At 43.2% G+C, this 21617-nt stretch carries 13 protein-coding genes; 6 read left to right on the top strand and 7 right to left on the bottom strand.

What is annotated here, in order from left to right; genetic code table 11:
- Positions 1-38: 38 nt before the first annotated feature.
- The 7 genes from HY063_04660 to HY063_04630 form a co-directional block, all read right to left on the bottom strand.
- Positions 39-689, bottom strand: a complete 651-nt coding sequence (locus HY063_04660; protein MBI3501065.1) for a PorT family protein — start codon at positions 687-689, stop codon at positions 39-41.
- Positions 686-2761 carry a tetratricopeptide repeat protein gene (locus HY063_04655; protein ID MBI3501064.1) on the bottom strand — a complete coding sequence of 692 codons (2076 nt, stop codon included), beginning with the start codon at positions 2759-2761 and terminating at the stop codon, positions 686-688. The genes HY063_04660 and HY063_04655 overlap by 4 nt, the downstream gene beginning before the upstream one ends.
- 14 nt (positions 2762-2775) lie before the next feature.
- Positions 2776-3528 carry a LytTR family transcriptional regulator DNA-binding domain-containing protein gene (locus HY063_04650; protein ID MBI3501063.1) on the bottom strand — a complete coding sequence of 251 codons (753 nt, stop codon included), beginning with the start codon at positions 3526-3528 and terminating at the stop codon, positions 2776-2778.
- The gene (locus tag HY063_04645) at positions 3521-6121 is read right to left on the bottom strand and encodes a PAS domain S-box protein (GenBank protein ID MBI3501062.1); all 2601 of its coding nucleotides are present in this window, start codon (positions 6119-6121) and stop codon (positions 3521-3523) included. Before HY063_04645 ends, HY063_04650 begins: the two co-directional genes overlap by 8 nt.
- 5 nt (positions 6122-6126) lie before the next feature.
- Positions 6127-7737, bottom strand: a complete 1611-nt coding sequence (locus HY063_04640; protein MBI3501061.1) for a toxin-antitoxin system YwqK family antitoxin — start codon at positions 7735-7737, stop codon at positions 6127-6129.
- On the bottom strand, positions 7734-8684 hold the full coding sequence (gene nadA, locus HY063_04635; protein MBI3501060.1) for a quinolinate synthase NadA: 951 nt from the start codon (positions 8682-8684) through the stop codon (positions 7734-7736). Before nadA ends, HY063_04640 begins: the two co-directional genes overlap by 4 nt.
- Positions 8685-9035: 351 nt before the next feature.
- On the bottom strand, positions 9036-9722 hold the full coding sequence (locus HY063_04630; protein MBI3501059.1) for an NAD-dependent deacylase: 687 nt from the start codon (positions 9720-9722) through the stop codon (positions 9036-9038).
- 97 nt (positions 9723-9819) lie between these two features.
- Here HY063_04630 and HY063_04625 point away from each other — a divergent pair, with 97 nt between their 5' ends.
- The 6 genes from HY063_04625 to sprA all read left to right on the top strand — a co-directional run.
- Positions 9820-12084 carry an NADP-dependent malic enzyme gene (locus HY063_04625; protein ID MBI3501058.1) on the top strand — a complete coding sequence of 755 codons (2265 nt, stop codon included), beginning with the start codon at positions 9820-9822 and terminating at the stop codon, positions 12082-12084.
- A gap of 60 nt (positions 12085-12144) precedes the next feature.
- The gene (locus tag HY063_04620; protein MBI3501057.1) at positions 12145-12705 is read left to right on the top strand and encodes a hypothetical protein; all 561 of its coding nucleotides are present in this window, start codon (positions 12145-12147) and stop codon (positions 12703-12705) included.
- Between the two features lie 7 nt (positions 12706-12712).
- A complete protein-coding gene (locus HY063_04615; protein ID MBI3501056.1) occupies positions 12713-13090 on the top strand; it encodes a DUF1987 domain-containing protein in 378 nt (125 codons plus the stop codon).
- An 8-nt stretch (positions 13091-13098) separates the two neighbouring features.
- Positions 13099-16287 carry a SpoIIE family protein phosphatase gene (locus tag HY063_04610; GenBank protein MBI3501055.1) on the top strand — a complete coding sequence of 1063 codons (3189 nt, stop codon included), beginning with the start codon at positions 13099-13101 and terminating at the stop codon, positions 16285-16287.
- A gap of 104 nt (positions 16288-16391) precedes the next feature.
- Complete coding sequence (ruvA, locus tag HY063_04605; GenBank protein ID MBI3501054.1) at positions 16392-16964, top strand: Holliday junction branch migration protein RuvA; 573 nt, start codon at positions 16392-16394, stop codon at positions 16962-16964.
- An 18-nt stretch (positions 16965-16982) separates the two neighbouring features.
- Positions 16983-21617 (top strand): cell surface protein SprA (gene sprA / locus HY063_04600; protein ID MBI3501053.1); only part of this gene is annotated, 4635 nt, incomplete at its 3' end.

Below are 21617 nucleotides of genomic sequence, written 5' to 3'. Positions count from 1 at the left end.
GACATAAAGTTTTCAGGAAGAAAGGCGATTTATTAAGATTAAAACTGATAGCGCAGGGAAAAAAGAATAAGATTGTTATAATAGCCCGGCTTTAGAAATCTATATGTCCAGTTCTGATAATATTGGCCGGTGGCGCTTTTTCGCACGGGAAGCATGGAATATTCAAAGCGAACATCTGCGCTGAAATTTTCTCCGAGCGGATAATTCAATCCGAGCAAATAGGAAATATCTTTTTTCTCAAAAGGAATTCCTCCGATGACCAATCCAACATTGTCTTCTTCTCTTGATTGCACAAGCGTTGCTACAGCAATCCCGCCTTCAAACTGAAATTTTATTTTTTCTTCTCCAAGCGAATCGTGTGTAGTGAAAGAATATTTCAGCAGCACCGGAACTTCTGCATAATTAAGATTGAGTTTATATAAAGTAAAATCTCCTTTATCCGGATGCGGAAGTTTTCTGCTTCCTTTTTGTATATAGGTAATTTCAAACACTGCGCTCCATTTGCTTTCTGAGGAAATGTTTTTTGAAACAAATCCTCCGGCATAAATTCCCGCTTTGTTATAGCCCGCGTAAGTATCTCCGTCCACTTGTGAAGTTGAAATTCCTCCGAGCAAACCAACTTTAAACTGTTGAGCAAAAATTAAAACGGGAAATAAAAAGCAGAGAGTAAAGAAAAAAATCTTTTTCATTTCTGTTTTGCTTTCTTTTCCAGTTCTTGTAAATATACCGGGGAAATTTTTTGTCCGAGTTTTTGCGCCATCTGCGCACTTTGCAATGCTTCGGAAAACTGATTTAAGTTTTCGTGCGCAACCGAAGCATTGTAATATGCCTGCGGATTGTTTGGCGATAGGGAAAGATATTTTCTGAAATCACCGAGCGCATCGGGAAATTTTTTCGCGTTGAATTTTGAAATGCCGCGGTTGAGATAAGAAAGCGTGTCGTAAGAATATAATTCCAGTGCCTTGTCATAATCCGAAATTGATTTTTCAAACTGCCCGAGTTGCATGAGCGTGTATGCTCGGTTCTTGTACGTGAGCGCAACGTTGTCGGCAAGCTGAATGGATTTATCATAATCGGGAAGCGCCTCGGCATATTTTCCCATCATGGAAAGCGTGATTGCGCGATTAAGATAGGTGCTTGAATTTTTCGGATTGATTTCAATGGCGTGCGAATATGCATCGAGCGATTTGTCAAAAAATTCTTTTCCTTTTTGCTGCCCGAGCAGCCCGTAAAGATTTCCCAGGTTGCTCCAGATTTTTTCATTCTTGCTGTGAAGTTTTTGCGTCACAAATTCATAATCAATCCGCATGCTGTCAAGTTGGTTGTGGTCTTTGAAATAAATTCCGCGGTTCTCGTAGGCGATTTCAATGAATGGAAATTGGTGCATTGCATCTGCCCAAAGTGTTTTTGCATTGGTCCAAACTTTTGTGCGCTCGTGCGCGAGAAAAGAAAACCATGCAGCAGCTGCAATCAGAAAAGCAGTAGCCGCCATTGAAATGTTTTTCGAAAATTTATTTCTGACAACTTCGAAAAAATATCCAACCATAAAAAGCAATCCAACATACGATAGATAAGAATATCTGTCCGCCATAATTACAGAACCCACCGAAATAAACTGAAGCACAAGCGCAACTGCGATGAAGTAAAAAGAAAACCCGAAAGCAAGAACTCTCGCTGCTATGCCGAGCGGAGTCGCGGCATTTTTTTCCTTCCAGAGAAGAAAAATTATCGCAGCCGCAATTACTAAAACTATAAAAGGGGAAGCGTAATAAATTGCCGGAATATTCCCCTGCGCGTCTGTAAAGGGATACGGATAAAACGCGGAAAGATTCAGCGGCAGAAAAAATTTCCATATGTACATGATAAATCCGTAGCAGGCAAATGTGAGCCGCTGAAACAAGGTGAAAGTTTCCATGGCGGCAATCGCTCCCTGGCTTTGGATTTTAAACGCAACAAATCCGAACACGATTGCCGCAACAAAAAAATGCGCTTTGGTAATTACGCTTCGCGAAAACTCTTTTATGGTTTTTGTTTCTCCATAAAACCAATCTATCAAAACCAAAACCACAGGAAGCACAACGCCCATTCCCTTCGAAAGACAGGAACAAATAAAAAATAAAAAACAGAAAACCGCTGCAGAAATTTTTTTGCTGTCGAGCCAGCGTAAATAAAAAATCAACGAGAGGAAGAAAAAGAAAACATAGAGCACATCTTTTCTTTCTGCCACCCACGTAACGCTTTCAACACGCATGGGATGAATTGCCCATAGTGCAGAAACAATTAACGCAATATTGAATGGGCTTAATTCATTTCCAGAAGTATGCCTGAAATTATATCCGCTGATAAATTTTTCCGTGAAGACGAAAAGCAAAATCACATTCAGAATATGAATGAGCACATTGTTTAAATGATAATGATAGGGATTGAGTTTGTCGAATTTATAATCAATCGCCAGCGAAAGCATTGTGAGCGGATGATAGTTCAGCGAAACGGGCGTTGTGAAAATTTCTTTCAATGCCTTGCCGTCCAGTTTCCAAATCATCGGGTTTTCGGTTACATAGGTTCCGTCATCCCAGTTGGTGAATTCGCATTTTAGCGAAGGATAAAAAATAATAAAAGTTACAGCGGCAAGAGCCGCAATTATTATCCATTTCTTCTGCCGGTCAGAAGAATTTTTCTTCGAGAAAATTTTTGGCTGTGTTTTTTTGCTCTCCGCCTGCTTTGCTGAAAAATTTTTAGGCGTTGGTTTTTTCTTGCTCATTCCCGCCAGAAAAATTAAAGCATGTTAAGTCGTTTTTTTAATTCTACGTAATAAGATGCGCTGATGGGAATTTGTTTTTGAAGGTCTTCCACAACAAGAAAATTATGGTCTATCGAAGCAATTTTATCGATGCGCACTATAAAAGAGCGGTGCACGCGGACAAATTCGGTGGTGGGAAATTTTTTTTCGATATCTCCCATGGTGGAGTGAATGATGAAGCGGTTATTCTTTGTGTTAATGGTAACATAATCTTTCAGCGATTCGAGAAAATAAATATCCTTTGTGTGAATTTTTACCAGTTTAAGATTTGACTTGGCAAAAATTACTTCTTTGGAACTTTTTGCCTCTACTAAAGAATATAAAAAATCGCGCTCGCGTTTTGCTTCGTTTGCTTTTTCGTGTTTGTATAATGCAATTTCAATGTTCGTCTGCAAATCAATTTCTTTGAATGGTTTTATAATATATCCGTACGGTTCGGTTACTTTTGCTTTGGAAAGCGTGCTGCTGTCGGCATAGGCGGTGAGAAAAATTACCGGTATGTTTAATTTATCACGCACATATTCTGCCGCATCAATTCCGCTCACATCGCCTTTCAGCATAATATCCATCAATACTAAGTTCGGCTTCAGCCGGTCGGCTTTTTCCATAGCATCTTCGCCCGTAGCGCAAACACCCAGCACTTCATAGCCGAGTTTCTTCAGCGATTGCTGAATGTCTTTCGCTACAATGCTTTCATCTTCTACAACCAGGATTCCTGTTTTATTCATGGGGCTTTTTTTGTTTTTCAAATGCGATAATGAATTTTGTTCCTACTTCTTTTTTACTTTCCATTTTTATTTTGCCGCCAATTTGTTCCGAGAGCGAATTTACCAGTTGCAATCCGAGTGATTCGGTGTTTTTATAATTAATATTTTTCGGAAAGCCGCTTCCATTATCCCAGATTGCAAGTATAATATTTTCTTTCTTTACTTTCACAGAGATTCCTACCGTTCCTCTTTTCTTTTTCACGAAGGCATACTTGAACGAATTGGAAAGAAGTTCATTGATGATGAGCCCGCAGGGAATGGCATCGTCAATGTGAAGATTTACCTTGGGCACATCAATCTGAAGAAGAATTTTTTTATCCGCGCTTACATACGACTGCTGAAGATTTCCCGCAATGTTGCTCACGTAGTCAGAAAAATTAATGTTGGCAAAATCTTTTGTCATATACAAAGAAGCGTGGATGAATGCCATGGAAGCAATCCGGTTTCTGCATTCGTTGAGAAGCTCCACGGTCTTTTTGTCTTTCACGTAGGCGGATTGCAATTTGAGAATGCTTGAAATCACCTGCATATTATTTTTCACGCGGTGGTGAATTTCTTTCAGAAGAATTTCTTTTTCATGAACAGATTTTTTCAATTGCTCTTCCGCTTCTTTAATTCGGGTAATGTCGCGCGAAATGCTCATGGTTCCTATAATTTCTCCCTTGTCATTTTTCAGGAGCGAAGCATTTACATACGCAGGAAAAGTTTCCCCGTTCTTTTTTAGGTGGTCGGCTTCGCCCATGTAATTTCCATCCTGGAAAATTAAATCTCCGATTCGTTCCGAATGTCCTCTGTCTGCATATAAAATCGAAATTTGTTTGCCTAATATTTCCTCGGGTTTATATCCGAAAGTTAATTGTGCGGCTCTGTTAAACTCGGTGAATTTTCCTTTCTCATCGCATGCAAAAATCATATCGAGGGAAGAATCTATCAGCAGGCGAATATATTTTTGGTTGGCATTTAACCGCTGCCGTGTGCGGATGTGCGCGGCAATTTCACGTTTCAGTTCGCGGTTGGATTCTTCTTCGAGTTGCAGCCGCATTTGTTCGCGTTCGAGCTGGCGCTGGAGCGAAATATCGTGGAGCACAACTTCTACTGCTTTTTCCCCGTGATAGTTTATGCGGCTTGTTTTGGTTTCCACTTCTATTGTTTTCCCGTCTACTTTGCGAATTTTAATTTCCATGAAAGGCGCTTCTTTCCCCTGGCTCAGTTCTTCTTTTCTTGTTCTTATTTTTTCATGATACTCGGGAAGCACGTAGCCGAAAAGATTTTTTTCCGCCACTTCTTGCAGCGAGGAAATGCCTATCATCTTCAGCGCTGCGGGGTTTGCAAAAATTGTTTCGCCCTTTTCATCGTGAATTAAAATTCCATCGGGGGTGTGCTCGATTAAACTTTTATAATTTTCTTCGCTTTCCTGAAGCGCCTGCTGAACGCGTTTTGTTTCCGTTATGTCAATCAGCGTTCCTTCAATAAATTCTTTTCCTGTTTTAAAATCTTTTGCCAGTTGAACGTTTTCCAGAATCCAGATTTCGCTTCCGTCTTTTTTCTTCATCCGCATCTGGAAGTTTTTCACGTATTTGTTTTTCTGCAGTTCGTTTAAATATCTTTCCCTGTCATGAATCGAATAATATAATTGCTGCGCTTTTATTTTTTTTAATTCTTCCGCTGATTTATATCCGAAAATTTCCGCCAGCGCCTGGTTGACTTCAATCAGCCCGCCTCCAACTTCTGAACGAAAAACTCCCGCAAGATTATTTTCGAAAAGATGGCGGAACCGTTCTTCGCTTTGCTTCAGGTTTTTTTCATTTTCTTTTTGTGCGGTTATGTCGCTCACCACCGAAATGCGTATGGCTCTTTCTCCGAAGGGAATTATTCTTCCTTTTGACTTTACAATAAAATTTGTTCCGTCTTTTTTTATGCAGACGAGTTCATACGGTTCGGTATTTGTTTCCTGAATTTTTTCAATCACCACGGATACATCTTTCGGATGGACCAGCGTTTCCACATTTTTACCTATGAGTTCGCTGCGCGTTTCATAGCCGAACATTTTTACAAATTGCTCGTTGGAGTCAATTATGATTTTGTTTTCGCTTAGAACAATTCCTTCGAGCGAACTTTCTGCAAGAAGCCGAAACCGTTCTTCGCTTTCCATTAATTCCTGCTTTGCTTTTTCTTTTTCGGTTACATCGGAAACAGCAACAGCAACTGCTTGCTTTCCCTCGAAAAGAATCGCACTCGAGGTAATATCAACAAAAATAATTTCACCGTCTTTGGTTTTATGTTTCCATATTCCCTGATTGGCTGAAAGGCGGTTGCTCTCTGTTATGGCAATGTGGTGTTCAAGAAGTTTTTTTCTTTCTTCTTTCGGACGAATGTCTGCTATGGTCATTGAAAGAAATTCTTCGTGCGAGTAGCCGTATTTTTTTATTGCCGCCTTGTTCACCAACAAAAACTGCAATGTGTTTGTATCGAACACCCACATGGGCAGCGGGTTTTTGTCGAAGAGATTGCGGAAAATTTCTTCGGAGATAAATTGATTTTGCTGCGCGGACATAAATTTTATTTCAGCGTTTCGCCCGGGAGAAGCGGTTTTACTTTTACTCCGTCAAATTTTATTTCACGGTCTTTGTGGAATGTGATTGTTATCAGAAGTGTTCCATCCGGATTAAAATATTCCCAGTTGCCGTCTTTGTTTCCCATGATATATTTTCCTTCTTCTTCTTTCTTGCCATCGTGATAATAATAGGTGTGCTTTCCATCGGGAAGCCCTTCCACAAATTTTCCCGCGAAGCGAACCTGGTTGTTATCCACATAGTAAGATTCCCACGCGCCATCTTTGTTGTCGCTTTTATACATTCCTTCTTCACGGTAATCCTGAATCTGGTAAAACCATTTTCCTTCTTTCATGCCGTCAATATATTCTCCTTTTGTAATCACCTGCGCTTCTGTTTTGTTGCCCGAAGAATCTTTTTTTGCATCGCTCCATTCTGTTAACGCGCCTTCACGTTTTCCGTTGAGATAAGTTTCTTCGCGCAATAAATTTCCGGAGTCATAATACCACTGCCATAATCCTTGCGGCTTCCCTTTCTTATCATACTTTCCTTTCTGCTCCGTTTTTCCGTTGGGATGGTAGAAAACCCATTCGCCTGTTTTAATTCCATTCTCATAACTTCCTTTTCCTTTTATTTTTCCGTTCGCGTGGTATTCTGTCCATGCTCCTTGCTGATTGCCGGCTTCATCAATCAACCCTTCTCCGATTAAATTTCCTTCGTGAAAAATTTTTGCTCCGGTAATTTTTCCTTCCGGAGAATATTCTTTGTGCGTGCCCTCGGCAACGCCATATAAATATGTTCCTGTTTTTTTTATTGCGCCATCCTCATAGTATTCGTTGCGCACTTCGAGTTTGGTAGTGAGTTCGGGCGCTTCTTTTACTGCGGAATCGCCAATAAATTTTTCGACATTTGCCAAACTCCCCGTTTCGGTGAATTTTTTCTCATAGCCCGTTTTCTTTCCGTTCTGATAGGCGGTTTCTGATTTTACTTTTCCGCTCGGAAAAAATTCTTTCCATGTTCCTTGCTTTTGTCCGCTCTTATCGGTTCGGTTAACTAATTCCTGTTTTTTCAAAACTCCGTAACTGTATTCGAGAATTGTAATAATGTTTCCGTTTTTATCATACTCGAATGCTGTTCCGTTTTCTTTTCCTTTGTCGAAAGGAATTTTCATTTTTACTTTCCCTTTTGTCTGAATGGTATCATCGGGCGCATAGTACGTAATGGTCATGCCTTGTTTCACATCGGACGAATAATTTTCCTCAGAAAGAATAAATCCATCCGCATCCCACGTTCTTTTCATTCCATCTTTTTTTCCGTTGCGGTAATTTATTTCGGTGAGAAGTTTTCCATTTTCGTTATAGAATTTCCATAAACTATCTAATTCAAAATTTTTCCGGTTGCCTTGCGATTTTATTTTTCCATTCGGTGAATAGGTTTTCCAGTAACCTTCGGGGCGGCTATCTTTCATCATTCCCTCGCTGGAAATTTTTCCGTTCTCGTAATAAAATTTATTGTAGCCGTTTGGATTTACGTTTTGCTGAGGCTGTGCAAAACAAATGACAAATGACAAATGACAAATGACAAATGGAATAAATATATATTTCAGAAACTTTTTCACAATCCTAATCTTTCTGATATTTCCAACATTCTCCTGATTGGTTTTTCTGCACGCTCAATTAAACTTTTTTCCATAACGACTTCGGGCGTTTCATATTTCAGGCAAGTGTACAACTTTTCGAGTGTGTTTAATTTCATGTGCGGGCAATCATTGCAGGCACAGGAATTATTCGGTGGCGCGGGAATAAAAGTTTTTTCAGGAGATGATTTTTGCATCTGGTAAATAATTCCGGTTTCTGTTGCTACAATAAATTCTTTCGCAAAATCTTTTTTAGTAAAATTTAAAAGTCCTGTTGTTGAACCGATGTAATCTGCAATTTTCAAAATTGACTCTTCACATTCCGGATGCGCAATGAATTTTGCGTCCGGGTGTTGCTCTTTCAACTGTAAAATTTTCTTTAGTGAAAAAATTTCATGCACCATGCAACTTCCATCCCACAAAATCATTTCTCTTCCTGTTTGCTTCTCTATGAACTTTCCTAAATTTTTATCGGGTGCGAAAATAATTTTTTGTTCTTTCGGTAAACTCTCTACTATTTTTTGCGCATTAGTGGAAGTGCAAATAATATCCGATAGCGCTTTTATTTCTGCAGAACAATTCACGTATGTAATCACAATATGTTCAGGATATTTTTTTTTGAAGTCAGAAAATTTATCGGCAGGGCAGGCATCTGCAAGCGAACATCCTGCTTTCAAATCCGGGAGTAAAACTTTTTTCTGTGGAGATAAAATCTTTGCTGTCTCCGCCATGAAATGCACGCCTGCGAAAACAATAATATCGGCTTTTGTTTTTGCTGCCTGCTGTGATAATCCCAAACTGTCGCCAATAAAATCCGCCACATCCTGAATATCGGGCTCCTGGTAATAATGCGCGAGGATAACTGCATTTTTTTCTTTTTTGAGTTTTTCAATTTCAGAAAACAAATCTATGGAAATATTACTTTGCATAAAATCAACTTTCAAACAAACACTATTGTATTTAATTTTTTATTTATTTAATATTTAATGTATCTATTATGCTGTTAACTCTGTTGGGAAAAATACTCCACATAGCTTGACAGCAACTCTTATAAAATTTTCATAACAATCTTCCAACAGGATAAAATTTATAATCGCCTGATTAGCAAATTTGTTTTTTGTTATTAACACGTTGTTAATTTTCATCATTGTTGAAAAATATACGCCAGAAATTTCTGTCCTAAAGTTAATAAAATGTTTCAAGTTTTGTAATAATTACCTTGAGAAATAGAAAATGAGATTCACGCTGTTGATAAAATAAGAAATCAAAACATACTAACATCATTTCAAAAGATTTTCAACAAGTTTAGGAACGCCCTTGCCGGCAGTTTCTTTTATAATTGTGAGATTTGAAATGTAATCTTTCGAAAAAGCACTCGGGTCCACCAGGTACTTCGGAGTTTTTTCAGGCACGAAATTTATAAGCCCCGCAGCCGGATAAACATTCAGCGAAGTTCCTATAATAAGGAAGAGTTCTGCAGTAGCCGCTATGGAATTTGCAATTTCCATCATCGGAACAAACTCGCCAAACCAAACAATGTGCGGGCGCAGCTGCGAGCCCTTTTCGCAAAGTTGCCCCATCTTCAAATCTTTTTTCATCGGATAAATCAGCGATTCATCCACCGAACTTCTGCACTTGGAAATTTCTCCGTGCAGATGCAAAACTTTTTTCGAGCCGGCTTTTTCGTGGAGGTCGTCAATATTCTGCGTGATAATTTGCACATCAAATTTTTTTTCCAGTTTCACCAGCGCATGATGCGCGGCATTCGGCTTTGCATTTACCGCCTGCCTTCTTCTCATATTATAAAATTCCAGCACCACTGCCGGATTTTTATTCCACGCTTCGGGAGTCGCCACATCTTCCACATTGTATTCTTCCCACAACCCACCGCTGTCGCGAAAAGTTTTCAATCCGCTTTCCGCGCTGATGCCTGCTCCGGAGAACACAACTAATTTTTTCTTTGCCATTGCCGTTGATTGTACAGATTGAAAATACACGATTACACCGAAGCGACACAATCTTTTTTGTAATTCGTATATTCGTTTTTTATTCGATATTCGTACAATGGCGAATTTAAGAAAAGAAGATGCGCTCGATTACCATTCCAGCGGAAGACCGGGGAAAATCGAAGTCATTCCCACCAAGCCGCATAGCACGCAGCGGGATTTATCGCTGGCATATTCTCCCGGAGTTGCCGAGCCCTGTCTCGACATTGCAGCAAATCCCGAAAATGTTTACAAATACACTGCCAAGGGAAATCTGGTGGCGGTTATTTCTAACGGCACTGCAGTTTTAGGTTTGGGGAATATTGGCGCTGCAGCAGGCAAACCCGTGATGGAAGGAAAAGGAATGCTTTTTAAAATTTATGCTGACATAGATGTATTCGATATTGAGGTTGACACAGAAGACGTGGATAAATTTGTGCAGACAGTGAAAGCCATCGCGCCCACGTTTGGCGGAATAAATCTTGAAGACATAAAATCGCCCGAGTGTTTTGAAATTGAAAAACGGCTGAAAGAGGAATTAAAAATTCCCATCATGCACGATGACCAGCACGGCACCGCAATTATTTCCGCGGCCGCTTTGCTGAATGCCGTGGAACTTTCAGGAAAAGAAATTTCCAAAGTAAAAATTGTGGTGAACGGTGCGGGTGCTGCGGCAATTTCGTGCGCCAAACTTTATATTTCGCTCGGAGCGAAGAAGGAAAATATTTTAATGCTTGACTCGAAAGGTGCGCTTTCCACAGACAGAAATGATTTGGATGAAAACAAAAAATTCTTCGCAGTAAAAACAAAAGTGAAAGATTTGGCGGAAGCGATGAAGGGCGCAGATGTTTTTGTGGGATTATCGAAAGGAAATATTGTTACGAAAGAAATGGTGAAGAGTATGGCGAAGAACGCGATTGTGTTTGCGCTGGCAAATCCCGACCCCGAAATTCCCTATGAAGAAGCGGCAGGCGCAAGAGAAGATATAATAATTGCAACCGGAAGAAGCGATAATCCGAACCAGGTAAACAATGTTTTGGGATTTCCGTTCATCTTCCGCGGAGCGCTCGATGTGCGCGCAACACGAATCAACGAAGAGATGAAACTTGCTGCGGTGAAAGCCATCGCCAATCTTGCCAGAGAAAATGTTCCGGAAGAAGTGAATCTGGCATACAATCTCCGCAACATCACTTTTGGAAAAGAATATATTATTCCCAAGCCAATTGACTCCCGATTGATTTATACTGTGGCGCCAGCAGTTGCCAAAGCCGCAATGGATTCAGGGGTTGCGCAGAAAAAAATTACCGACTGGGAAGCATACAAACAGGAACTCATCAACCGGCTTGGAATTGACAACAAACTCATCCGCACCATTACCACCAAGGCAAAACAAAATCCCAAGCGCGTTATTTTTACCGAAGCAGACCATTATAAAATTCTTAAAGCCGCGCAGGTAATCAAAGACGAAGGAATTGCAAAGCCGATTTTGCTCGGAGATAAAAAGAAAATTCTGAAAACTATTTCTGAAAACAATCTTGACCTCGAAGACGTTCCCATCATTGACCCGCGCAGCGCAGAAGAGGACGAGCGCAGAAAACATTTCGGAGATTTATTTTTTGACAAGCGCAAGAGAAGAGGATTTACGTTGTTTGAAGCGCGCCAGATGATGCGCGAGCGGAATTATTTCGGAGCCATGATGGTGGAAACGGGCGCTGCCGATGCAATGGTTTCCGGACTCACCCGAAAATATGCTGACCCTGTGCGCGCAGCGCTTCAGGTGATTGGCGTGCAGGAGGGAGTGAGCAAAGTGGCAGGCATGTACATTATTATTACCAAGCACGGGCCCTTCTTTTTTGCCGACACAACTGTAACCGTTGAGCCCACCGCGCAGGATTTGGTGGACATAACCATTCTCACCGCAACGGCAGTGAAACAATTCAATATTGTTCCGCGAATTGCAATTCTTTCTTATTCCAATTTCGGTTCGGTTACAGGAGAAATTCCGGACAAGACAAGAAAAGCCGTTGAGGCGCTTCACAAAAATTTTCCGGGCATGGTGGTAGATGGAGAAATGCAGGCAAACGTAGCGCTCAACAATACTTTATTAAAAGACCATTTTCCGTTTAGTGATTTGGTGAATAAAAAAGTAAACACGCTCATCTTTCCGAATCTTGCGGCAGGAAACATTGCCTATAAAATGATGCAGGAAATCGGAGGCGCGGAAGCCATCGGCCCCATTCTTCTCGGAACAAAAAAACCGGTTCATATTTTACAACTCGGAAGTTCGGTTCGCGAAATCGTGAACATGGTTACCATTGCCGTGGTGGATGCGCAGAGGAAATAATCCTGCGCGATTCGCCAATGATGAATAATTTTTTACTTTAGTAAGTTATTTCTAACGAACATGCTCAACATCACTTCCGATAAGCCCTCGCTCATTTATAATTGGTTCTCCGATTTTGAAAAAGCCAACCTGATGCTTTGTTTCAAAGGCGACTTTAACCAGGATTTGGTAAACGCCATTCTTCTTCTTGCCGAAACAAAAAATGAATACCACGACAACAAAACGCAGGTGAAGAGCCGCGTGTTTTCCATTATGGTGGAATGCATGCAGAACATTTGCAAATACGGAACAGCGCCCGAAGAAAACGGTGACCTCAAGCCGGGAATTATCCTGGTGGGAAGAAAAGAAAATAGTTTTTTCATTAAAACCGGAAACCTGATAAAGAATTCCGAAGTGGAAAAACTGGAAGCGCGGCTGAAACAACTTTCCGGCTTAAGCAGGGAAGAATTGAAAGCGCTTCACAAGAAAACGCTTTCCGAAACCATCCTGAGCGAAAAATCCGGAGCAGGGCTTGGATTGGTAAGCATCGCGCGCAAGGCGGAAAAATTTTCGTATGAATTCAGAAAATTGGATGAGCGCGCTACTTTTTTTTCGCTCGAAAGCATTGTGGCATCAAATTGAAAAATGAATGGAGCCGTTAAAAATTGCAAAAGGAACCGACACGCCCGAAATCATTCTTGATGCGCAGAATAATTTATTTTCTGTCAGCGGGCGCTCGTATCCCGAAGACACGCGCGAATTTTTTACGCCCGTTCTCAACTGGATTGACCGCTACGTGCAATCGCCCAACCATGAAACGCTTTTTGTTTTCCAACTTCAGTATTTTAATTCGTCTTCCTACAAACCCATATTCGACATCCTCACCAAACTGGAATCGGTGAAAGAAAAAGGAAAGGCGGCAAAAATAAACTGGCAGTACAAAAAGGGCGACCGTGACATGCGTGAAGCGGGAGAAGAGTTTGCCGAACTTTGTCCGAGCATTGAATTTTTATTCAACGAACTGTGATAGCAAAGATGGCAACGAAGAAAATTCTTGCCCCCGTTTTTTTTCTGGCGCTTCCGTTTTTTTGCCGCGCGCAAACCGCCAATATTCATTTATATTCCATCGAAGAAGGAATTCCCCAGTCGCAGGTGCATTGCGTGCTGCAGGATAAAAAAGGATTTCTCTGGTTCGGCACCGATGGGGGAGGGCTGGTGCGCTATGACGGGAAAAAATTTTCCGTGTTCACCATTTCCGAAGGGCTTTGCTACGATGGCGTGTATTGCCTGGGCGAAGATGAACAAGAGCGGCTTTGGGCAGGAACGCCCAAAGGCATCAGCATTTATCAGACAAAAAAATTTCTTCCCCTTCCACCGGAGTTAAAACCGCTCTCCGGTTTATTTATCCGAAGCATGCTGGTGGTTTCTTCGAGTGAGATTTATTTCGGAACAAACCAGGGTGCATTTGTGTATGACGGAAATGTGCTGCACGAAATTCCCGGGCTGAAAGGAAAAACAATTTTAAGCGTGTATAAAGACAAACAAGGAAATATCTGGATGGGAACAAGCGGGGATGGAATTTTTATGGAGAAGAACAACATAATCGTAAAAAAATATTCAACCGCAAACGGGCTCAGGAGCAACGCAGTAAATTGTTTTTTACAGGACGAAAACAAAACTTTTGCAGGCACGTCAGCGGGAATTAATGTGATTGAAGGAGAAAAAATTTCTTTTCTTGCCCTTCCGGCACCGCCCCTCGCAAAGCAAATCATTCAATCCATAAAAACGGACAGCCGGAAAAACATCTGGGTGTGTACGCTCGATGCGGGCGTGTATAAAATTTCAAAAGACACGGTTGTTAAATTCGGAAGCCGCGAAGGGCTTTCCGTGGATGGCGCGTATTCTTCTTTTGAAGACCGCGAGGGAAATATCTGGTTCGGCACCGATGGCGCGGGCGCGGCAAAACTGGGCGAGCAAACATTTACTTCCCTTCGCGCGCAAAACGGTTTGCCAAGCGAAATGATTCTTTCCCTATGCAAAACAAAAAAAGGCGAACGATGGTTCGGGCACGACAACGGAGCAACGTTCTTTGACGGTAAAAAGTTCTCTTTCTTTAATTCCAAAAATGGCTTTGCCGATGAGAAGGTCTGGCGCATTATAGAAGACAAGGACGGGAACATCTGGCTGACCACTACCGGCAGCGGAATTTTTAAATACGCCAATGGAAAATTTACCAACTACAACGAGAAAAACGGGTTGAGCAATAATTATGTGCGCGTCCTCTTTTCCGATTACAAAGGAAGAATCTGGGTGGGAACCGGCAACGGGCTGAATCTTTTTGACGGAAAGACATTCCGGATTTTTTCCACGAAGGACGGCTTGGCGAATGCGCGGTTTCTCTGCGCCTACGAGGATAAAAAAAATAATTTATGGTTTGGAACTTCGGGAGGAGGAATTTCTCTTGTGAAAGAAGAGAACGGAAAATTTTCTTTCCGAAATTTTACCGAAGCAGACGGGCTGGCGGGCAACGGCTCGCTTTGCATTGCAGAAGACAGCGCGGGGAATATATGGTCGGCAAATTTTGACGGCATCAGCCGCATAAATCCTGTTACCAGAGAAATAAAAACCATTACCAAAAAAGACGGGCTCGCGTCCAACACGGTGTATGCCATTGCCGCCACAGACGACAATCATTTACTGATTGGCACGAACAGCGGAATTGACAAACTTGATTTGGCAGAGTATTACCGCACCGGAAAAATTGCAACCAAGCATTTCGGAAGCGAGGAAGGATTTTTCGGAACGGAGTGCAACACCGGTTCTGTTTTGAAAGAAGAAAACGGAAATACCTGGTTCGGCACCATTCGCGGGGCATTCTGCTATCATCCTTCGGAAGACAAAACAAATCCGGTTGAGCCGCAAACCGAAATTACAAACGTGCGTCTTTCCTTCGAGAATTTTGATTTCGCAACTTATTCCGACTCTCTTTCCCCGCGCTTGTTTCTTCCCGCGCGCATGGTTTTTCCGTACAACAAAAACCATCTCACGTTTGATTTTGCGGGGCTGAGTTTTTCCATTCCGAAAAAAGTTCAGTATAAATATAAACTCGAAGGGTTCGATAAGGACTGGACGGAGCCGATGAAAGAAAATTTCGCCACCTACTCCAATCTTCCCCCGGGAAAATTTACTTTCAACGTGATGTCGTGCAACAACGATGGCATCTGGAGCGCGCCTGCAACATTCAGTTTTCAAATCACACCGCCCTTCTGGGCAACGTGGTGGTTCCGCATTTCGGTGCTGTGCACAATACTTCTTGGCATTTACGCGGTGTTTAAATGGCGGCTGAGCCGGCTGCGCGCCATGAAAAAATATTTAGAAGAGCAGGTGGATTTGAAAACGAAAGAACTCCGCGCGGAAAAAGAACTGGTGGAAGTGCAGAACAAAGTGATTGAGAAAAAAAATCAGAACATTACCGCCTCCATCCGGTATGCCAAACGCATCCAGGAATCCATTCTTCCGCTGAAAGAAAAAATTCAGGAAGTGATTCCCGAATCATTCATTCTTTTCAAGCCCAAAGATATTGTGAGCGGTGACTTTTACTGGTTCGCGCGCATGAACGGAACTTCGCTGGTGGCGGCAGTGGATTGCACGGGGCACGGGGTGCCGGGCGCATTCATGTCGCTCATCGGGAATAATCTTTTAAATGACATTGTGAACAACAAAAAAATCACCGACCCTGAAATTATCCTGCATCAACTTCACGAAGGCGTGGTGAGCGCGCTGAAAAAACAAGAGCACGAAACCGGAACCGTGGACGGCATGGACATTGCCCTCTGCGCCATTGACCATAAAAATCAAAAACTGGAATTCGCTTCTTCGGGGCGCCCGCTGCTGCTCGCAGGCGAAACCGGAATAAAAAATGTAAAAAAGGGAAATCACCCCGTGGGATTAGTAACAAAAAAAGAAGCATCGTTCCGGAAAGAAACCATTCAGTTAAGCAAGGGCGATGCCGTTTATATTTTCACAGACGGCTACTGCGACCAGTTTGGCGGACCGCAGGACGAAAAATTCATGCAAACGCAGTTGGAAGAACTGCTGTTATCCATCCGGCACAAGCCCATGCGGGAGCAGGAAAAAATCCTGGATGAAAAATTAGCCGCATGGAAAGGCAGCAACAGCCAGTTAGACGATGTGCTGGTGATTGGGATGAGGATAAATTCCTGAAGCCGCTAAAATTTTTCCACACTTTTTCAAGAAGGCATCTTTCTCTTTGTGCAATTATCTGCGCCTGCTTTTTGTTACATTTGCTACCCTTTTTTCGAAACCCAATGATAAACCACATCGAAGGAAAACTGCTGGAAAAAAATCCCACCTATGCCGTTATTGATTGCAGCGGAACCGGCTATTACATTCACATTACCGTAAACACGTATTCGAAAATCGGCTCGTCTGAAAAATGCAAACTGCTCACGCACGTCATCACTAACCAGCAGGATTTTTCGCAAAACATGTACGGATTTTTTGACGAGCGCGAGCGAACCGTTTTCCGCCATCTCCTTTCCGTTTCGGGCGTAGGCGCTTCCACCGCGCGCATGGTTTTGTCAGCGCTTTCTCCTGACGAAGTGCAGGCAGCCATTGCAAAAGGAGAGGCAGGAATTTTCAGAAGCATCAAAGGCATCGGGGAAAAAACCGCGCAGCGGATTATTGTGGACCTGGGTGGTAAAATGGAAAAAGTAAAAGCGGATGACCCGCACAATAAAACCCGCAGTGAAGCGTTGAAGGCGCTGCTTACGCTCGGCTTTGCCAAAGCCAGTTCGGAAAAGGCGGTGGATAAAGCGCTGGCAGCAAAAACCGATTCATCGGTCGAGCAGTTGGTAAAAGAAGCGTTGAAAAATTTATAGTCAATCAGTACATAACCCGTGAAAGGTTCAGTTAATTCTTTTTTTGTGGGCCTGCCTTCGGTGTTTGCCGCGCTGATTTGGGCAAGCAGCGGAACGCACCGCGAACTGCCTGTGGAAAATTTTCCGGAGAAAAATTCCGCGCCTCCGGCTTTTTTTTCTTCCGCCAGGGATTCCGACACGCTTCATCTCAAATATCCCATGCACGATGAATCGCACGGGCTTCCGCAGATGAACGATTACAACGGAGGAATGTACCTGAACACGCCTTCGAATGTGAAGACAGATATTACCTACGATACCGATTCCAACCGCTACAACGTAACGCAGAAAATGGGCAACCTCGATTACCGCCCGCCCATTTACATGACGCAGGACGAATATGTGGATTACGTGTTCCGGAAATCCACGAAGGACTATTGGAAATCGCGCAGCACTGCGGAAGCCATGACGCAGGGAAACAAAAGCAAAAATTTAATTCCGCCCATCAAAATCAACAACCAGGTTTTCGACCGCATCTTCGGAAGCAACGTGGTGGACATTCGCCCGCAGGGCTCTGCCGAATTAATTTTCGGAGTCAACTCTTCGTTCACCGAAAACCCGGCAGTGCCGGTGAAGAACAGGCGCATCACCACGTTCGACTTCGATGAAAAAATTCAATTGAGTTTGATTGGGAAAATTGGCGACCGCCTTAAAATCACTACCAACTACAACACGCAGGCAACCTTTGATTTCGAAAACAAAATGAAACTGGAATATTCGGGAGGAGAAGACGACATCATAAAAAAAATAGAAGCCGGCAACGTGAGTTTGCCGCTGAACAGCACGCTCATCAGCGGAAGCCAGAGTTTGTTCGGATTAAAAACGCAACTGCAGTTCGGGAAAGCCACCGTTACCGCGCTCATTTCACAGGAGAAAGGGCAAAAGAAAGAAATCAATATTGAAAACGGAGCGCAGACCAGCACCTTCGACATTAATGGCGATGCGTATGAATCGAACAAGCATTTTTTCCTTTCGCAGTTTTTCAAAGAGCAATACGATTCTGCGCTGAAAAGTTTGCCGGTTATCCGCTCGCAAATCAATGTTACAAAAGTGGAAGTGTGGATTACCAATACGAGCTCCAACACCAACGATACAAGAAACATTATTGCGCTTACCGATTTGGGCGAGAACAAAACAAAATACCTGACCAACCCAACCGCAGTAACTGCCAGCAATGCATCTGTGCCCGACAACACGGCAAATACATTAAATCCCCCAACGCTTTTTTCTTCCTGCGCCCAATGCCCGCACATCCGAAACCGCGACAGCGCAGTTACCATACTTTCCACGCTGCCTCCGGCAGGAGTGGGATTAATACCCGTTAAGGATTTTGAGAAAGTTCTTGCCGCGCGAAGATTAGCAACCAGCGAATTCACGTTCAACTCCAAGCTTGGTTTTGTTTCGCTGAACAGCACCATCAATCCTGACCAGGTGGTGGCGGTGGCATACCAGTACACATACAACGGAAATACATTTCAGGTGGGCGAACTTTCCACCGATGGAATTGCCGACCCCAAATGCCTGCTCGTAAAAATGCTGAAGAGCACCAACGTGAGCCCGCGCAAAGACACGCTTCTCTGGGATTTGATGATGAAAAATGTTTATACGGTAGGCGCTTACCAGGTGAAGCCGGAAAGTTTCAAACTCGATATTTTATATAACAATCCCGGCACGGGAACTTTCATTCCTGTTATTCCCGAAAAAGGAATTGCCATTACCGGAAAGCCGCTGCTGCAGGTGATGAACCTCGACCGCATTAATCCCGCAGGCGATGCAACGCCCGATGGAGTTTTTGATTTCATTGACGGAGTTACCATCAATGCCGCCACCGGAAGAATTTATTTTCCCGTGCGCGAGCCGTTCGGAAATCATTTGCGCGAAAAAATAAATCCCGCGCACGACCCCTCGCTGCTTTCCATAGAAAACAAATATGCATTCAATGAACTTTATGATTCCACCAAATCTTCCGCGCAGCAGTTGCCGAATAAAAACCGCTTCAAGATGAAAGGAAGTTTTAAATCGGCTGCGGGCTCGGAAATTAACCTGAACGCTCCGAACATTCCCGAGGGCTCGGTGAAAGTTACTGCCGGAGGCGCGCCTCTTACCGAAAATGTGGATTACACGGTGGACTATGCACTCGGAAAAGTGAAAATCATTAACCAGGGAATTTTAAGTTCCGGAATTCCCATAAAAGTTTCATTCGAAAGTAATGTGCTCTTCGGCATTCAGCAAAAAACATTGATGGGCGCGCATCTCGATTACCGCTCGAACCGGAATTTTCACTGGGGAGCCACCGCCATCCGCCTGAACGAGCGCCCGCTCATGCAAAAAGTAAATGTGGGCGAAGAGCCCATCAAAAACACCATGCTGGGGCTCGATGGAAATTACCGCAACGAAGTTCCGTTTCTCACGCGCATGATTGATAAACTTCCGCTGCTTTCCACCAAGGAAATGTCCACCATCACCGCAACGGGCGAAGCCGCAGCGCTTATTCCCGGGCACTCGCGTGCCATCGGCAAAGAAGGAAACGCCTACATAGATGATTTCGAAGGAAGCCAAAGCCCGATTGATATTAAAACGGTGGGCGCGTGGTTTCTCGCCAGCACTCCGCAATATCAGAACGGACCCAACGGCTTGTGGCCCGAAGGAGGAAAAATAAACGAGTTATCGAACCGCTTCAACTGCGCGAAACTTTGCTGGTACACTATTGACCCCATGTTTATGCGGCAGACAAATAATCTTACGCCTTCTTACTACGATAAAAACAGAATGTCTGATAACTATGGGCGCGAAATTTATGAGAAAGAAATTTTTCCCAAGAAAGAATCACAAACCGGCCAGCCCGTTCCTTTGCCTACGCTCGACCTTGCGCTGTATCCCTCCGAACGCGGAATGTACAACTATGATACAATTGCGGGCACTACTAAAATTTCTTCAGGTTCAAATCCGGATGGCACATTGAAAAATCCTTCATCGCGCTGGGGAGGAATCATGCGCAAAATTGAAACGAATGATTTTGAAGCGGCAAACGTGCAGTTTGTACAACTCTGGATGATGGATCCGTTTAATGCAGACATGGGTCCCCCGTACAATAATCTCCAGGCGACATCGGGCGAACTGATTGTTCAACTCGGAAATATTTCGGAAGATGTTCTGCGCGATGGAAAAAAAAGTTTTGAGAACGGGCTGCCCACTTCTTCCTCCGACCAGACACACCCGGTTGATACTACTGTGTGGGGGCACATTCCGAAAGTGCAGGCAATCGTAAATGCATTCGACAACGACCTCAGCACGCGCACAGCGCAGGATGTAGGATACGATGGATTAAACGATGATGATGAAAAAAAATTCTTTATCAAATACATGAGTGCAATGTCTTCGGTTGCTCCTCCCTCTCCTGTATTTACCAACCAGCCGAACTCATTAACAGATCCTTCTTCCGATTATTATCATTATTACCGCGCAGATGATTATGACAACGCGCAATTGGGCACCCTGGAGCGGTATAAATATTACAACGGCACGGAAGGCAATTCCCCGGCAAACTCCGACCCCTTTCCGCATTCTTCCACCACGCTGCCCAACACCGAAGACATTAACCGCGACAATAACCTGAGCGAGAATGAGGGATATTTTCAGTACCGCGTGAAAATTTCTCCGAGCGATATTTCTCCCACCAATGTTGGAAATAATTTCATCAACGATGCGGAAGACGCAAACGGAACCAAGCCCAACGGCAATGCACAAAATGTAAAATGGTATCAAATAAAAATTCCTGTTACTGCATTTGAAGCCAAGTACGGAAACATAGAGGACTTCAAATCCATCCGCTTCATGCGAATGATATTGCGCGGGTTTGACAAGCCGGTGGTGGTGCGCTTTGCAAAAGTGGAACTCATTCGCGGGGAATGGAGAAAATACCAGTATGATTTGGCAAGTTTGGGAGAATACCTCGGAACCGATGACGTGGGAACCACCTTTGATGTGGCGGCAGTTAATTACGAAGAGAACGGAACAAAAAAACCGGTGAACTATGTTCTTCCGCCAAATATTGAAAGGCAGTTATCTTATGGAGCCACAACACCCATTCATTTGAACGAACAGTCCATGGCGCTGAAAGTTTGCAACCTTGAAGACGGAGATGCGCGCGCCACCTATAAAAATGTGGACATGGATATGCGCTCGTACAAAAAACTGGACATGTATGTTCATGCCGAAGCGCAGGCAACCGGCACTGCTCTTAACGATAACGACATTACTTGTTTTGTCCGCATGGGAAGCGATTTCACGCAAAACTATTACGAGTATGAAATTCCGCTCAAGGTTACTCCCGCGGGAACGTATGACAACACCAGCACGGACGACCGTAAAAAAGTTTGGATTCCCGATAACAACATGGAAATTATTTTTTCTGAACTTCAGCAATTAAAACAGGAACGCAACGAAGACATAGCGAACCTGGTGAAAGGCGTTTCGCTTACAAAAAGATATTCCAAACAAATTACTTCAACACCCGACCCTGATAATAGCAGTTTAACAGTTCCCCGCTACATTCATATACAAGGCAATCCCAACCTGAGCGCAGTGAAAACAATTATGATTGGCGTGCGCACT

The sequence above is a fragment of the Bacteroidota bacterium genome (assembly GCA_016195025.1).
GTDB lineage: Bacteria > Bacteroidota > Bacteroidia > Palsa-948 > Palsa-948 > Palsa-948.
This window is presented reverse-complemented; position numbering and strand designations above follow the sequence as displayed.

Coding starts and splice junctions, on each gene's coding strand:
- HY063_04660 (MBI3501065.1), bottom strand. CDS start 689: ATGAAAAAGATTTTTTTCTTTACTCTCTGCTTTTTATTTCCCGTTTTA.
- HY063_04655 (MBI3501064.1), bottom strand. CDS start 2,761: ATGAGCAAGAAAAAACCAACGCCTAAAAATTTTTCAGCAAAGCAGGCG.
- HY063_04650 (MBI3501063.1), bottom strand. CDS start 3,528: ATGAATAAAACAGGAATCCTGGTTGTAGAAGATGAAAGCATTGTAGCG.
- HY063_04645 (MBI3501062.1), bottom strand. CDS start 6,121: ATGTCCGCGCAGCAAAATCAATTTATCTCCGAAGAAATTTTCCGCAAT.
- nadA (MBI3501060.1), bottom strand. CDS start 8,684: ATGCAAAGTAATATTTCCATAGATTTGTTTTCTGAAATTGAAAAACTC.
- HY063_04630 (MBI3501059.1), bottom strand. CDS start 9,722: ATGGCAAAGAAAAAATTAGTTGTGTTCTCCGGAGCAGGCATCAGCGCG.
- HY063_04625 (MBI3501058.1), top strand. CDS start 9,820: ATGGCGAATTTAAGAAAAGAAGATGCGCTCGATTACCATTCCAGCGGA.
- HY063_04620 (MBI3501057.1), top strand. CDS start 12,145: ATGCTCAACATCACTTCCGATAAGCCCTCGCTCATTTATAATTGGTTC.
- HY063_04615 (MBI3501056.1), top strand. CDS start 12,713: ATGGAGCCGTTAAAAATTGCAAAAGGAACCGACACGCCCGAAATCATT.
- HY063_04610 (MBI3501055.1), top strand. CDS start 13,099: ATGGCAACGAAGAAAATTCTTGCCCCCGTTTTTTTTCTGGCGCTTCCG.
- ruvA (MBI3501054.1), top strand. CDS start 16,392: ATGATAAACCACATCGAAGGAAAACTGCTGGAAAAAAATCCCACCTAT.